Source organism: Undibacterium sp. Ji49W (assembly GCF_049340205.1).
Lineage (GTDB): Bacteria > Pseudomonadota > Gammaproteobacteria > Burkholderiales > Burkholderiaceae_D > Undibacterium.
Genome location: NZ_JBMPOW010000012.1, coordinates 61,467 through 76,465, shown reverse-complemented (window position 1 = coordinate 76,465; position 14,999 = coordinate 61,467). Strand labels below are relative to the sequence as shown.

The window sequence follows — 14,999 nt, the reverse complement described above, 5'->3', positions numbered from 1 at the left end:
CTTTGTGCTAATGTGGCGGATCACGCAGCTGCGATGGCTTATTTGTGGCGTGCTGTGTCAAGGACTAAATAAGCGTTAAAGTATAAAAGGAAAGTGTGGATATTCTATTTTTAGGCACCTCTGCCGGCGCGCCGACGCGGCAGCGGAATGTGACCGGGCTGGCTGTTCTGGCGGAGCAGGGCAGTGACTGGTATCTAGTGGATTGTGGCGAAGCCACGCAGCATCAGTTGCAGCGCACCCCTTTGTCGGTGCACGGCTTGCAGGCGATTTTTATTACCCATATCCATGGTGATCATTGCTATGGCTTGCCGGGTTTGCTGGCTGGTGCAGGCATGTCAGGCCGCAAGGCACCATTGCCGATTATTGCTCCGGCAGGTATTGCTGGCTGGCTCAAGGCAACGCAAGAACTGACAGAATTATTTTTACCGTTTGAACTGGAATTTATCGCCGTAGAAAGCATGCAAGGCTGGACCGATGGCAAGCTGCATGTGCAGGCCACGAAGCTGTCTCACCGTGTACCTTCATTCGCTTATAGCTTTACCGAAGCACGGACTGAATCAGTGCTGGACATTGCGAAATTACGGGCCGAAGCGATACCGCAAGGCCGCTTGTGGGGGAGATTAAAAAACGGTGAAGATGTCGCACACGAAGGGCAAACCCTGCGCAGCAGCGATTACCTGACTTACCCGCATACAGCCCGCCGCATTGTGGTTGGTGGCGATAACGACACGCCAAGTCTGTTACACGAGGTATGTGCAACGGCCCAGGTGCTGGTGCATGAGGCGACCTACACGACCGACATCGCAGAAAAAGTTGGTGCACGGGTGCAGCACAGTTCTGCCGCTGACGTGGCTACATTTGCGACCGACATAGGTTTGCCCAATCTGGTGCTGACCCACTTCAGCCCGCGTTACCAGTATGACCCGGCACAATCACCTTCGATTGCCGACATCCGTACCGAGGCGCAAGCCCACTACCATGGCCAGTTATTTCTGGCAGAAGATTTTTCCCGTTTCAGGCTGCATAAGAATGGAGAATTGAGTCGTGTAGAGGTGCTTTGAATATGTGTGGTTAATGTGTGGTTAACAACGGGCCTAGGTACCAAAAGGCCCGTTGTGGTATTGCTTCTTCTCTTTGCCTGCGTCAGGAAAATTTTAATTCCGGTAAATTCTTAAGCCTGGTCTTGAGGAGATGATGCCGGGATTATGTCTTTTTTGAATACCGGCAGTTTCCCCAATAGCCAGTATGCTCCAATGAACAAAGCGAAAACTGAAAAACCATGGGCTAATGCAATTTTTAAATTGAAATTTTCGGTAAACATCAAGCCACTGCGGTCAATTCTCAGTTCACGGAAAACAAAATCGGTAATCAGCAATCCAATTAACATCGGAAAGAAAAATCGCAGAAAATCTTTGACTGGTTTTGACATCATTATTTCTTTCATAAAAAAGATGAGTACGACAGACATGTATTCATTTGCTAAAATTTTTATTTTGGTTCCTTTGAGGTTTAGACGATTTTGAACGCCTCTTACTTCCAGATGCGATACGAGATTCCTCTCGCTGTCCTGTGTGACCACATAAACCAAACGAAAAGTACCGAGACAATCGCCAGCAACGAGAACTTAATCCCTGCTACAACAGAATCATTTTCTCTCTGAACGATAAAAAAAAGAAAATACCCGAGAGCAAAATTAAGAATCAGCGTAGAGATGCTAATTGTTAATACTATTTCTGTTTTAGGTTTCATTACGTGACTCCTGTTTATATAGTTTACTATCGTTTTAAAATTAGTTGAAAATTAGTATTAATCGGCATCTCTTCTAAACAGAAGGTAAATCCAAGCAGACAGGAAGCCTATTGGAAAATAATGGATCAAGATCTTCACAATAACTGTAATATCAAAAGACGTTATCTCCCCTTCCAGTACCCCTCCTAAAAGTCCGACCAAAAAACTTAAAAGACCACATAGTATTGACTGTTTGAATTTTGAAATTTTCCAACTCATGTTAGTCCTCTGTGACTGTATGACCTGCTAATCGAAGTGAATTTACTATTCTCTCTGGTCTTGGAATATGAGAGTTGCTAGAAAAAACACGGCTCATCTTGTTTCATTAACCCAACTATTCTTTGCTGTTTTTAGAGTTTGAATTTCAGGACTAAATTTTTTTATTCTTGTACTATGCAGAATAAGGCTCGGGCTAATTTTTAAGCCAGTTTCAACTCAGTCACATCCTCAAGTACGGCCTTCGCCATAGCCGCCCGCACTTCCACAACAGTACCATCCTGAATCGACACTACACGTTCTGCCGCATTGATGGTTTCTGGCCTGTGCGCCACCATGATACGGGTGAGTTTCAGTTGACTCAGAGCCTGATTCACCTTATGTTCATTATTCACATCCAGATGGCTGGTCGCTTCATCCAGTGCCAGTATCTTGGGTTGCTTGTACAAAGCACGGGCCAGCAAGACACGCTGCTTTTGTCCGCCAGACAGGCTACTGCCCATATCCCCCACCAGCGTCTGAAAGCCCATGGGCATGGCGCTGATTTCCTGATGGATAGCGGCCTGCATGGCACTTTCTTCGACACGTTCCTGATTGATGTGGCTATCAAAGAAGCTGATGTTGTCCATGATGGAACCCGCTAGTAAAACATCATCCTGCATCACTGTTCCCACCAGTTGTCGGTAAGTCTTGACGCCCAGTTGCGTGATGGGGATGTTATCAATGAGGACTTCACCTTCTGTCGGCTTTAATAATCCAAGAATGATTTTGCATAAAGTAGTCTTGCCACAACCACTGGGGCCAACCAGCGCAATGCTTTGCCCTGCCGGGATAGTCAAGTTAATATCCTTCAAGACCCAGGGTTCACCTTCTGCATAACGGAACTTGATGTTTTTAAGAGTAATCTCAGGATGGATGCGCGAGACATCCGTTTCCATTTCTGTTTCTGGCTCGGCCTCTTCCAGCACGATATCGGCCAGCCTTTCACTATGCAGACTCAACATGCGGTAACTGATGAACACATCAATCAGACTGGAAATGCGCCCAGTAAACGTACCGGCATAACTGGAAAACGCCATCAACATACCCACAGTCAGCGTGTTTTGCATGACCTGGCCAGCACCGATATAAAATAGAGTCAGACCCTGTATGCCAAAGATCAGCGTATTGCTGACCTTGAAGATGATAGACAGCTTTTGCGTCTTGATATCGCGGTTCTGCACATCCATCTTCAAATTCTGCCAGCGCGACAGGCGCTCAGTCTCGCGGCCAAACAATTTTAATGGTGTGACAGCCCGCATGGTTTCCAGAAAGTGGCTGCTTTCTTTGGAGGACAGGATCAGTCTTTCTTGTGATGCTTCGCGGAAAGGCTGGTAGAAAGCCCAGCGCAGGCCAGCGTACAAGACCACAGCGCCTATAACCAACGCGCTCAACTTCATGCTGTATACCAGCATCATGATCAATGCAAGCATTGCCATCAAGCCGTCAAGCGCACTTTCGATGAATATACTGCTTAAAGTTCCTTGTATGGCTCCAATAGCGCCAAATCGAGACAGTATGTCACCCAGATGCCGCTTTTCGAAATATGAAACAGGCAAACGTACTAAATGTGTTAATACTCGCGAAGACCATTGGAAGCTGATATCCATACTCCAACGCATCAAAAACCAACTACGTGCAAGACCAATGGCATTTTGAGTAATCATTAACAAGATAAAACCAAAAACCAATATGGTTAATAGCTCTTTGTCTCCACTGACGATGACTTCATCCACAACAAACTGATTGAACAAAGGTGCACAAATCGCGAAGATTTCCAAAGCCAGCACCAGGGCAATGACTTTGACGATGGCCGGACGGAGGCCAACGATGTGACCAGTCAAATCACGCAGGGCAACTTGCTTCTTTTCTTCCTTGGGTTTAAAAGCAGGGCTGGGTGCCAGCTCAAGGGCGACACCAGTAAAATGTTTGGACGCTTCTTCGACAGAGACGCGGCGTTCACCAACAGCAGGGTCGAGCAAAATCAGTGTTTGCTTGCCGTGCCAGTCCTTGCGTATCGCTTTCAGCACCACGAAGTGATTCAGGTTCCAGTGCAGGATACAGGGCAGGGCCAGTTGATCCAGTTCATCCAATTCCAGACGCAAGGGGCGGCTGCTCAATTGCATGGCCGATGCATGACGCATCAGTTGCGCCAGCGTTGCGCCTTTGAGGCTGATGGAGAATTGACGACGCAGGTCTGCGAGGTCAGTATGATAGCCAAAATGACTGGCAACCATGGCGAGGCAGGCCAGGCCGCACTCGCTGGATTCTGTTTGGAGTTTTAAATTCATTTGTTTGACGTGAATTGCAGAAGTACTTTTTTATTCACATCATCAGATGTGCATATATTTTAAAATCAGTTAAAAACAGTACTAATCGGCGTCTTTTTTTAACAGAGAGAGAATCCAAGCAACCCCGAAGCCTAATAGAAAATAATAACGGAATATCTTCAAGATGGCTGTTGTATCAAAAGATGTTATCTCCTGTTTCAATACGCCTCCTAAAAGACCGACCGAGAAACTTAAAAGACCGCATAATATGGGCTGCTTAAATTTTGAAACTTTCCAACGCATGAGTTATTCCTCAGTGACTGTATAGCCTGCTAATCGAAGTAAATTTACTATCCCCTCTGGTCCTGGAATATGAGAGCCGCCTACAACAACAAAAACCGGTGCACCTTGTTTCATTAATTCGATAATTCTTTTCGACATTCCCAAGTTACGTTGATTTGTCAGTTTATTGAATATTCCAGGAGTCCAAGATAAATTTTGAATCATAAACTCCTCATCAATTTTTTTTACGTTTGCAAAATCACCTTGCTTTGTCAGCGCAGCGAGTTTTTGGCTATGAGAAAAATTTTTATCTCTAAGCGTTTTGTTTTCAAACAGCGATATTACTGACTGCATCAATATATCCATCTCAGATAACGTAAAACTTTTTACAGCATTGACGAAATCTGCTGGATCTTCAAGAATCACTTTTGGGATGTTATTGCGGTCAGCAATGGCACCGAGATACATTTCAGTACCAGGTAAATATAGGTGGTTGTCTGCGGGAACAATATCGCCAACTAATTGATAAGTTGGAAATGGATAGTAACGAGAAAATTGGTCAATTACTTGTGCAGGATAAGTCCCCTTGTTTTTTAAAATCGATTTAGCCTTTTCAAAATAAACAGGTGAAACGAAATCTTCAATATGCTCGTTAGCTGATAATTTCAATAGTTTCGCTAATGAGTGGCCCCATTCTGGATCTTGGCCAATTGCTCCCTCTGTTGCCAGGAATCGTGAGGTTTTTAATTTTTCTTCTAACTTGGGGTCTAAAGGATATAGGTTTTCTGTACCTATATGCATGGCGCCCACTAGATAGGCACTACCATTTTCCCCTTCAACTTTATAAATGACTGCGGCACTCGCTGTAGTTACTTGTCCTAAAAAAATAATGAGAAAAAACAACGAAAATAGTGTCCGAAATAATCTCGCATTACCTGTATTTATATTCATATATGTTGAATCTGATCCGAAATTTTCGCGTGACGAAAAAAGGAGCGGCCAGTAGTATTCCGAACCGCTCCCAATTATTCCTACTTTTACTTGTTCTTTACGGGCATCATATCGGCATAAAAAGTACCGCTGCCAAGTGAGCCAACAAATGAATTTGTACAACTAGAGCCATTATCGTAATAGATCGAGTTGTTCATGTTTAGCGTCGTATCGTAACTTGAGCATACGTCAGTAGCAAATGCAGCTCCAGCATTACTAGACGCGTTAGTTTGACTATAGGCTGCACTTGCCAACGCGCCAAGAGCGATGTTCTTTGTGGCAAGACCTATTCCCACACCTACTCCAAAATCTGCTGCAATAGTTGCAACTGGCGTGACAAACCCAGCACAGATTTCATTTGTGGACTTTGTCGTTGTTGTTATGGACCCCGAGTCCGCTGGAGGTGGTTCATCGGTGAGCCCACCGCTAATGTCATTTAACATTGCTTCGTTTGTAATTTCGTACATTTTGTGTATCCTTCATGTAGTTAAGGGAACCATACCTCATGGCATGGTTTTACTGCTCCGTTCTCGGTCTCGAATACCTTGAACGGTTTTTTCGAACTGAGTCTGTTGGGGTTTCCCGACAGACTCAGCACTCGAATTTGAAATCCTTGTCATCCTGAATTCAGGCATGTTGTGTCATCGCCAGCACTGGCTCCAACACCCACTCCCAAATCTTTCTACTGTCCTGCAACACATCTGCTTCCAGTGTCATGCCTGGTTTGATGGCTTGTGCCTGCCCATAGGCTTGTATGCTTTGCTCATCCAGCCTGACCCTGACGCGGTACAAAGCTTCATTACTGTTAAACCCATTGATTGCCTGCTGGGCATTGCTCAAGATGGTGCTTGCCAGATGGGGTGGTAACTCCGATGGTGCAAATGGAGTACGGCTGACGTCGGTTACTGTTGCTGTGTGTAAGCCAAACTTCTGGTAGGGGAAGGCTGCGTAACGAATCAATACTTGCTGCCCAGGCTGGATGAAGCCGGCAGTGCGGCTGGGTACATACAGATGCACTTCCAGCAGACCCGCGGTTTCAGTGCTTGTTTGACCATCCTTCGATTTATCTACGTTCCCTTTGGTATCTGATGGTATCAAGCTCGCCAATACCTGACCCGCATTGATGGTTTGTCCATTTTGATTGGTTAGTGCTGAGACCGTACCTGCTTGTGGTGCCGTAATCTCGCTAGATTGACGATTGGCGTTTTCTGCCACTTCCTGCTTCAGGCTTGCTTTGGCCCTGTCGATTTGGGTCAGGTCGGTTGCCAGCGTGTTTGCCAGGGTATTGAGTTCATCTTGCAGGGCGATTTTATTGGCCTGTAGCTGGGTCTTGTTGCGTTGCAAGGTGCTTAAGCGGGTGCTGATGTCGATCAGGTCTTCCTGCTTTTGCTGGGTTTGTGCTGCTGAGACATAGCCATTGCCTTGCAGGGTTTCAAACTTACTGACGCTTTGTTGCGCCAGTTGCTGGCGGCGCAGTGACAGGGCCAGTTCCTGTTCAAGCTGGCTGTATTCTTGCTCCAGATTCGCCAGCCTTTGGCTTAGTGCCAGCTTCTTTTCTTGATACTGGGTTTGGCGCAGTCTTTGTTCTGCCGCTAGGCTATCGGCGCGGGTGGCCAATTGTTGGGCGACCAGGGCAGTGATTTCACCCTGGCTATTTTGTCTTTCTGTACTGATGGTGAACAGGACTTGCCCGGCTTTGACCAGTTCGCCTTCTTTGACGTGGGTGTTCAGCAAGATACCGGCATTGGGCGCGGCGACACTTAATTGGCCTCCAACTGGAACAGTAATGCCGGTGACACGGGCTTTTTTGGTAATGCTGCCAAAAGTGATGTAGGTAATCAATGCGGCAGCAATCAACATTGCCACGACAGCAATCAGACTTGCCGAGGCAGGTTGGGCCAGGCGGATGGAACCCATCCATTGACTACTTAATGCTGCTGTGACTTCGGGGCGGAACAAAGGGCTGGAATTACTCATTAGCGCCCTTATTTGCATCAATATGTTTATTTCTATGTGGCATCTTCGTTTATCTACGGCAATATTCATCGTTAGCTCAATCTCGCGCCGTTTGAATAATCATAAGCCGAAGTTTTTAAACATTGTTAAAAAATGTGAATATATATTTTTTGTGCAAGCTATTGTATTGTTGAATAGTCATTTGATAGAATCGCGCGCCGCGTGTGCGGGCTACTGTGTCTGGTTGCTTTAATGTCCGTATTTGCACAAGAAACACATCAATTTCCGCAAAAAATTGCACAAAAGTAAAGCAGCGCATCATAATCTCTGGGCGTCGCAATCATGACGACGATATAAATCATCAGGGGGACAAAATGAAGCCAGAACTGCTCTATCTTTGCTATGCCACGGCGCTGACCGGCGTCTTGTGGGTGCCGTATGTTCTTGAACGGGTGCTGACCCGTGGGGTGATTTCTGCGGTTGGGTATGAAGAGCAACCGAAACCCCAGTCCAAATGGGCGCAAAGGTTGATGAAGGCGCATGGCAATGCGGTGGAAAATCTGGTGGTGTTTGCCACGCTGATTTTGCTGGCAAATGCCATGGGCGTATCGAACCCTGCAATCGCCACGGCCAGCATGCTGTATTTCTGGGCGCGCTTGGTGCACGCTGTCACTTATACCCTGGGCATACCCTGGATACGTACGCTGGCTTTTCTCACTGGTTTTGCGGCACAGGCCATGGTGGCCTTGCAACTGCTGTCGCATTGAGGCGTGGGGGCGGGTTAAATGGGGTTTTGCCCGCACCAAGGTCTACTACCTTATGTGCCGGTGCTTTGCCGCACGGATGGAATGTAATCCATTGGTGATGGCGACGAAGTAGTGCAGGTGGCGAGGTTCCAAATACTCTCCTTCGTAGCCGTTGATGTGTGTTGGGGTTATCTCGTCGCTACCGCTTCGGATTGACGGGGTTGCCAACCGCCGCCGAGTGCCTTGAATACCGCCACCGCTGCGCGGGCTGATTCGGTTTGTGCTTGCGCTTGCGTATCGCTGGCACGTAGCAAGTTTTCGTCTGCTTGCAGGACTTCGATAAGGCTGACGACTCCTTTCTGGTATGCCGCAAACGAAGCGCCCCTTGCCTGACTGAGCGAGCCCACACCCTGAGTGAGGATATCAGCCTGATCCTCACGTTTGACGAGGGCCGAGAATGCATTCTCTACATCTTCGGTCGCACGCAGCACAGCTAGGCGATAAGCGGCAAGCGCTTCGGCTTCCTGCCCCTTGGCCAGATCAATCTGTGCGTTGATGCGACCAAAGTCGAACAGACGCCAGCGAAGACCCAGTACACCTGCTGCCTGGCTCGCACCATTGGTAAACAGGTTGTTGCCAGACACTGATGTCGCGCTGCCGATCAGCCCGCTAAAGGAAAGTTTGGGATAGTACTCGGCAATCGCCATGCCGATACGGGCGTTCGATGCAGCCAGGCGGCGTTCTGCCACGATCAGGTCGGGCCGGCGTCTGAGCAAATCACTTGGCGCACCAGTGGATGCGATCTGCGGCGCAACTGGAATAACACTCGCATTTGCCAGCTCTAGCCGATAGGTGCCAGCCGGTTTGCCTAACATGACATCCAGCGCATTCAGGGCGGTATCCAAGCCTGTTTCGAGGATAGGTACCGATGCCCGCACTTGGGCCAGCGCGCCCTCGGCTTGTCGCACTTGAAGTTCTGCCACCAGTCCCTTGCCAAGCAGCAGATTGACCCTGGCGAGCAGGTCTTGTTGTGTTTGTACTTGTTTGCGAGCGATGTCAAGGCGGGCTTGCAATCCACGGATACTAATATAGATGTCGGCGGTTTGTGCTGCCACTACCAGTCGTGTTGCCGTGGCGCCTGCTTCAGAAGCCTGATATTCAGCAAGTGCAGCTTCCCGACCGCGACGCACACCGCCGAATACATCCAGTTCCCAGCTTGCGCCGAGGTTGGCCTCATAAGCATTGCCGTGGCGGTCGGAATTAGGTTTTGAATTCAAGACTTGCCCCAGCGGCGTTTCAACCGACTGGTAGGCACGTGCACCCTGGGCATTCATGGTGCCGGAAGGCAGCAGCGCGGCATTCGCGGCACCAAGCCCTGCTTGCGCCTGAGCGACACGAGCAGACGCCTGGGCAAGATCCAGATTTTGCGCCAGCGCCAGTGTTACAAAGCGGGTCAGTTGCGGATCACCAAAGCCTTCCCACCAGGCGACGAAGTCTGCGGTGGCTTTTGCATGCCGCTGCTCAATTGCGGTCTGACCTAAGTAACGGTCTGGCATAGCGGGGATAGGTTGACGGTAATCCGGTCCGACAGCACAACCTGCTGCAAGACTGGTGGCGACGAGCATCAAGAGAGAGCGTTTGATCGACATGGGCATCTTCCGTGAAGTGAAAAGGGGTGAAATATTTAGTGACTATATCACTAAATGGTCACATGTTGTGCAAATTAAATTTAAGAGGTAAGCTGTCGGGTATGAGCAAAACAACCACCACAACCACCACAAGCACCACCACCGCCCCCACGGCGACCACGCATCCGGCTACGGCCCGGGGGCCGGTCGATCACGAAGTGCGGGATCAGATCATCGTTGCCGCTACCGGGCACTTTCGCCTGTATGGTTACGAAAAGACTACTGTCTCTGATCTTGCCAAGGCCATCGGTTTTTCCAAGGCCTATATATATAAGTTCTTTGAGTCCAAACAGGCCATTGGCGAACTGATTTGCGCAAATTGCCTGCGTGAGATTGAGGCGGATGTCAGGGCCGCTGTTGATGGGGTCAAGCATCCGCCAGAGAAATTCCGGCGCATGTTCAAGGCTATCGTCGAGTCCAGCCTTCGCCTGTTTTTTGAAGACCGCAAGCTGTATGACATTGCAGCCTCCGCTGCTACCGAACATTGGGAGGCAGTACGTACCTATGAGGAGCGCATCAAGCTCATGCTGGAAGAGATTCTGCGTCAGGGGCGCGAGACCGAGGAGTTTGAGCGCAAGACCCCGCTCGATGAGGCGGCGGCGGCAATTTACCTGGTGATTCGCCCTTATCTCAATCCACTGATCTTGCAGCATAGTCTGGATTCCACTGATGATGCGCCGGCACAACTGTCCAGTCTGGTGCTGCGCAGCCTTTCACCATAAATACGAAAAACATCATGTGACTGTTGACAATATTGGTCACTAGTCCCAAAATAGAAATCCTGTTCAGTTCTATATGGGATTCCTATGTTCCGTCGCCTCGTTTTTTCTGCTTTTCTATCTGTATTGCCGTTTGCGCTGGTTGCTTGTAGTGAAAAACCGCAATCCGACCCTCGTACCGAAGCGCCGTTGGTACGTGTGGCTACTGTTCAAAACGCGGCCGCTGCATCACGTACTTTCACGGGCACCGTAGCCGCCCGGGTACAAAGCGATCTTGGTTTCCGGGTCTCTGGCAAAGTGTTGGAGCGCCTTGTGGACACTGGCCAAGTTGTCAAGCGTGGGCAGGGGCTTATGCGCATCGACCCAGCCGACCTGAAGCTCGCAGCGCATGCCCAGCAAGAAGCGGTCGCTGCCGCCCGGGCGCGGGCGCAGCAAACAGCCGAGGACGAGGCCCGTTACCGTGACCTGCGCGGAACTGGTGCGATATCAACATCAGCCTATGACCAGATCAAGGCTGCGGCAGATGCTGCCAAAGCCCAGCTCAACGCAGCCGAAGCCCAGGCAGAAGTTGCGCGTAACGCCAGCCACTATGCAGAGTTGGTGGCAGATGCTGATGGCGTCATCATGGAAACGCTGGTTGAACCTGGCCAGGTCGTCAACGCTGGTCAGGTCGTGGTACGTGTTGCTCGCGCCGGACATCGCGAAGCCGTGATCCAGTTGCCGGAGACCTTGCGCCCTGCCGTCGGTTCAGTTGGTCAGGCCACGCTATTTGGCAAAGAGGGTCTTACTGTTCCGGCCAAACTCAGACAACTCTCGGATACCGCAGACAGGCTAACCCGCACCTTTGAAGCGCGGTATGTGCTGGATGGAGAGATGTCCAACGCCCCATTGGGCGCTACCGTCACCATCCTGATTCCAGACGCACATACTGCGGTTCAGGACAGCTTACGGGTACCTATTACCTCTTTGTTTGATGCACCCAAGGGGCCAGGAGTCTGGGTTGTCGAAGGTGAACCAGCAAAGGTTTCCTGGCGCGCCGTCAAGGTCCTGCGTCTGGATGACGAGGGCGGCTATGTCAGCGGAATCACCGGACAACTCAAGCAAGGTGACCGGATTGTCGCACTGGGCACACATTTGCTGCGCGAAGGTGAGCAAGTGCGGCTAGCCAGCCAGGCCGCTGCTGCAACGCCGGGAGTGACGCCATGAGCGAAGCTCGTTTCAACCTGTCGGCGCTCGCCGTGCGTGAGCGATCCATTACACTGTTCCTGATTTTTTTGATATCGGTTGCTGGAATTCTTGCTTTCTTCAAACTCGGGCGTGCGGAAGACCCGCCGTTTACGATCAAGCAGATGACCGTTGTCACCGCATGGCCGGGAGCAACGGCCAGGGAGATGCAGGATCAGGTCGCTGAGCCACTGGAAAAGCGCATGCAAGAGTTGCGGTGGTATGACCGCACGGAAACCTATACACGTCCCGGTCTGGCGTTCACCATGGTTTTCCTGGCCGACAAGACGCCACCTTCGGAGGTTCGGGAAGAGTTCTATCAGGCCCGTAAGAAGCTTGGGGACGAGGCCAAAAAGCTGCCTGCCGGCGTCATCGGACCGATAGTCAACGACGAGTATGCCGATGTCACGTTTGCGCTCCTTGCCCTTAAAGCCAAGGGCGAACAGCAACGCCTGCTGGTGCGCGATGCGGAAGCGCTGCGCCAGCAACTGTTGCATGTCGCGGGCGTGAAGAAGGTCAACATCATAGGGGAGCAACCCGAACGCATTTTCGTTTCTTTCTCCCACGACCGCCTGGCCACGTTAGGTGTCACGCCGCAGGACATCTTTGCCGCGCTCAACAGCCAAAACGTATTGACCCCCGCCGGTTCCATCGAGACCAAGGGGCCGCAGGTCTTCCTTCGTGTCGATGGTGCGTTCGATAACCTGGACAAGATTCGACAGACTCCGGTTGCTGCGCATGGGCGGACGCTGAAATTGTCGGATGTGGCGACCGTCGAACGCGGCTATGAAGACCCGGCTACCTTCCAGGTCCGCAACAACGGTGAACCGGCACTGCTGCTTGGCGTCGTGATGCGCGATGACTGGAATGGGCTCGACCTCGGCAAGGCGCTTGAGGCAGAAATCACCAGGATCAACGCCAGCCTCCCGCTGGGAATGTCCCTGACCAAGGTGACCGATCAGGCTGTCAACATCAGCTCGGCAGTGGACGAGTTTATGATCAAGTTTTTTGTTGCCTTGCTGGTCGTGCTGGTGGTCTGCTTCGTCAGCATGGGTTGGCGCGTTGGCATCGTGGTCGCGGCTGCCGTGCCGCTGACCTTGGCTGCCGTGTTCGTCGTCATGGCGGCCACGGGCAAGAACTTCGATCGCATCACGCTTGGCTCGCTGATTTTGGCGCTGGGCCTGTTGGTGGACGATGCCATCATCGCCATCGAAATGATGGTAGTGAAGATGGAAGAAGGGTATGGCCGCGTTGCTGCGTCTGCCTACGCCTGGAGCCACACAGCCGCCCCCATGCTTTCCGGCACGCTGGTTACCGCCATCGGTTTCATGCCCAATGGCTTCGCGCGTTCTACGGCAGGCGAATACACCAGCAATATGTTCTGGATCGTCGGCATCGCCCTGATCGCGTCCTGGGTGGTGGCAGTCGTATTTACACCCTATCTGGGTGTGAAGATGCTGCCAGACATCAAAAAGGTTGAAGGTGGGCACGAAGCCATCTACAACACCCGCCACTACAACCGATTCCGGCAAGTGTTGGGACGCGTCATCGCCCGTAAATGGCTGGTGGCAGGAGCGGTCATCGGGACGTTTGCGTTGGCCATCGCTGGCATGGGGCTGGTCAATAAGCAGTTCTTCCCGACCTCTGACAGGCCAGAAGTGCTGGTTGAAGTGCAGATGCCGTATGGTACCTCCATTGAGCAAACCAGTGCCGCAACGGCAAAGGTCGAAGCCTGGCTCGCTAAGCAGAAGGAAGCCAGGATCGTGACATCCTACATCGGCCAGGGCGCTCCACGCTTCTTCCTGGCGATGTCACCTGAGTTGCCCGATCCGTCGTTTGCCAAGATCGTGGTACTTACGGGTGACGACAAGGAACGCGAAGCCCTCAAGTTCAGATTGCGTCAGGCGGCGGCTGACGGTTTGGCGCCCGAGGCGCGGGTGCGCGTTACGCAAATTGTGTTCGGCCCCCCCTCGCCATTCCCCGTGGCCTACCGCGTTATGGGGCCAGACCCTGACAAGCTACGCACGATCTCCGCGCAAGTCGAGAGCGTCATGCACGCCAGTCCGATGCTTCGCACCGTCAACACGGATTGGGGCCCGCGTGTACCTGCCTTGCACTTCACGCTCGACCAGGACCGGCTTCAGGGTGTTGGTCTTACCTCTGCTTCAGTTGCCTTGCAGTTGCAGTTCCTGCTCAACGGGGCACCGCTTACCGAGGTACGCGAAGATATCCGTTCAGTGCAGGTGGTGGGCCGTGCGGCCGGCAATATCCGCCTCGACCCCGCGAAGATCGCAGGCTTTACGCTGGTCGGCTCGGCAGGGCAACGTATCCCGCTGTCTCAGGTAGGTGCCGTCAACGTGCTTATGGAAGATCCCATTCTGCGGCGTCGTGACCGTACACCGACCATCACGGTTCGCGGCGACATCGCCGAAGGTCTACAGCCGCCGGATGTTTCCAACGCCATCATGAAGCAGTTGCAGCCGATTATCGACGGGCTTCCATCGGGCTACCGAATTGAGCAGGCTGGTTCAATAGAAGAATCCGGCAAGGCTTCTACGGCGATGTTACCGCTGTTCCCGATCATGATTGCGCTCACGCTGCTCATCATCATCTTGCAGGTCCGCTCGATCTCGGGGATGGTCATGGTGTTCCTGACCAGCCCACTGGGACTGATCGGCGTGGTGCCAACGCTGCTTCTGTTCCAGCAGCCATTTGGCATCAATGCGCTGGTTGGTCTGATTGCACTGTCAGGCATCCTCATGCGCAATACGCTGATATTGATCGGGCAGATTCGTGAAAACGAAGAGGCCGGGCTGGATCCATTCCGCGCAGTTGTCGAAGCCACTGTGCAACGTGCCCGACCTGTGGTCCTGACAGCATTGGCAGCCATTTTTGCCTTCATTCCGCTGACCCATTCCGTCTTCTGGGGGACGCTTGCCTACACGCTGATTGGTGGCACATTCGCAGGAACAATTCTGACCCTGGTGTTCTTGCCGGCGATGTATTCCATCTGGTTCAAGATCAGGCCAAGCCCATCGCAAAGCTGATTTGCTGTCCATCCTGAAAAATGTGCCGGCATCG

General features: G+C 51.4%; 11 protein-coding genes. 5 read left to right on the top strand and 6 right to left on the bottom strand.

Annotated features, from left to right (window positions below; all coding sequences use genetic code 11):
* Nucleotides 1-95 precede the first annotated feature (95 nt).
* Nucleotides 96-1,061 carry a ribonuclease Z gene (locus tag ACO0LK_RS16060; RefSeq protein ID WP_422976704.1) on the top strand — a complete coding sequence of 322 codons (966 nt, stop codon included), beginning with the start codon at nt 96-98 and terminating at the stop codon, nt 1,059-1,061.
* Nucleotides 1,062-1,171: 110 nt separating this feature from the next.
* Here the strand turns inward: ACO0LK_RS16060 and ACO0LK_RS16055 are convergent, their stop codons facing one another.
* From ACO0LK_RS16055 to ACO0LK_RS16035, 5 genes are all read right to left on the bottom strand, one after another.
* Nucleotides 1,172-1,468, bottom strand: a complete 297-nt coding sequence (locus ACO0LK_RS16055) for a hypothetical protein (protein ID WP_422976702.1) — start codon at nt 1,466-1,468, stop codon at nt 1,172-1,174.
* Nucleotides 1,469-2,207: 739 nt separating this feature from the next.
* Entirely contained in the window at nt 2,208-4,334 is a 2,127-nt protein-coding gene (locus tag ACO0LK_RS16050) for a peptidase domain-containing ABC transporter (RefSeq protein ID WP_422976700.1), read from the bottom strand.
* A gap of 285 nt (nt 4,335-4,619) precedes the next feature.
* A complete protein-coding gene (locus tag ACO0LK_RS16045) occupies nt 4,620-5,546 on the bottom strand; it encodes a TraB/GumN family protein (RefSeq protein ID WP_422976698.1) in 927 nt (308 codons plus the stop codon).
* Between the two features lie 86 nt (nt 5,547-5,632).
* On the bottom strand, nt 5,633-6,052 hold the full coding sequence (locus ACO0LK_RS16040) for a hypothetical protein (protein ID WP_422976696.1): 420 nt from the start codon (nt 6,050-6,052) through the stop codon (nt 5,633-5,635).
* Nucleotides 6,053-6,212: 160 nt separating this feature from the next.
* On the bottom strand, nt 6,213-7,562 hold the full coding sequence (locus ACO0LK_RS16035) for an HlyD family secretion protein (protein ID WP_422976694.1): 1,350 nt from the start codon (nt 7,560-7,562) through the stop codon (nt 6,213-6,215).
* A gap of 353 nt (nt 7,563-7,915) precedes the next feature.
* Here ACO0LK_RS16035 and ACO0LK_RS16030 point away from each other — a divergent pair, with 353 nt between their 5' ends.
* A complete protein-coding gene (locus ACO0LK_RS16030; protein WP_422976692.1) occupies nt 7,916-8,308 on the top strand; it encodes an MAPEG family protein in 393 nt (130 codons plus the stop codon).
* Nucleotides 8,309-8,475: 167 nt separating this feature from the next.
* Here ACO0LK_RS16030 and ACO0LK_RS16025 read toward each other — a convergent pair whose 3' ends face one another.
* A complete protein-coding gene (locus ACO0LK_RS16025) occupies nt 8,476-9,936 on the bottom strand; it encodes an efflux transporter outer membrane subunit (protein ID WP_422976690.1) in 1,461 nt (486 codons plus the stop codon).
* 101 nt (nt 9,937-10,037) lie between these two features.
* Here ACO0LK_RS16025 and ACO0LK_RS16020 point away from each other — a divergent pair, with 101 nt between their 5' ends.
* The 3 genes from ACO0LK_RS16020 (at nt 10,038) to ACO0LK_RS16010 (ending at nt 14,965) form a co-directional block, all read left to right on the top strand.
* Entirely contained in the window at nt 10,038-10,697 is a 660-nt protein-coding gene (locus tag ACO0LK_RS16020) for a TetR/AcrR family transcriptional regulator (RefSeq protein WP_422976688.1), read from the top strand.
* Nucleotides 10,698-10,781: 84 nt separating this feature from the next.
* Nucleotides 10,782-11,900 (top strand): efflux RND transporter periplasmic adaptor subunit, encoded by a 1,119-nt coding sequence (locus tag ACO0LK_RS16015; protein ID WP_422976686.1) that lies wholly within the window; start codon nt 10,782-10,784, stop codon nt 11,898-11,900.
* A complete protein-coding gene (locus ACO0LK_RS16010) occupies nt 11,897-14,965 on the top strand; it encodes an efflux RND transporter permease subunit (RefSeq protein ID WP_422976684.1) in 3,069 nt (1,022 codons plus the stop codon). The genes ACO0LK_RS16015 and ACO0LK_RS16010 overlap by 4 nt, the downstream gene beginning before the upstream one ends.
* Nucleotides 14,966-14,999: the final 34 nt, after the last annotated feature.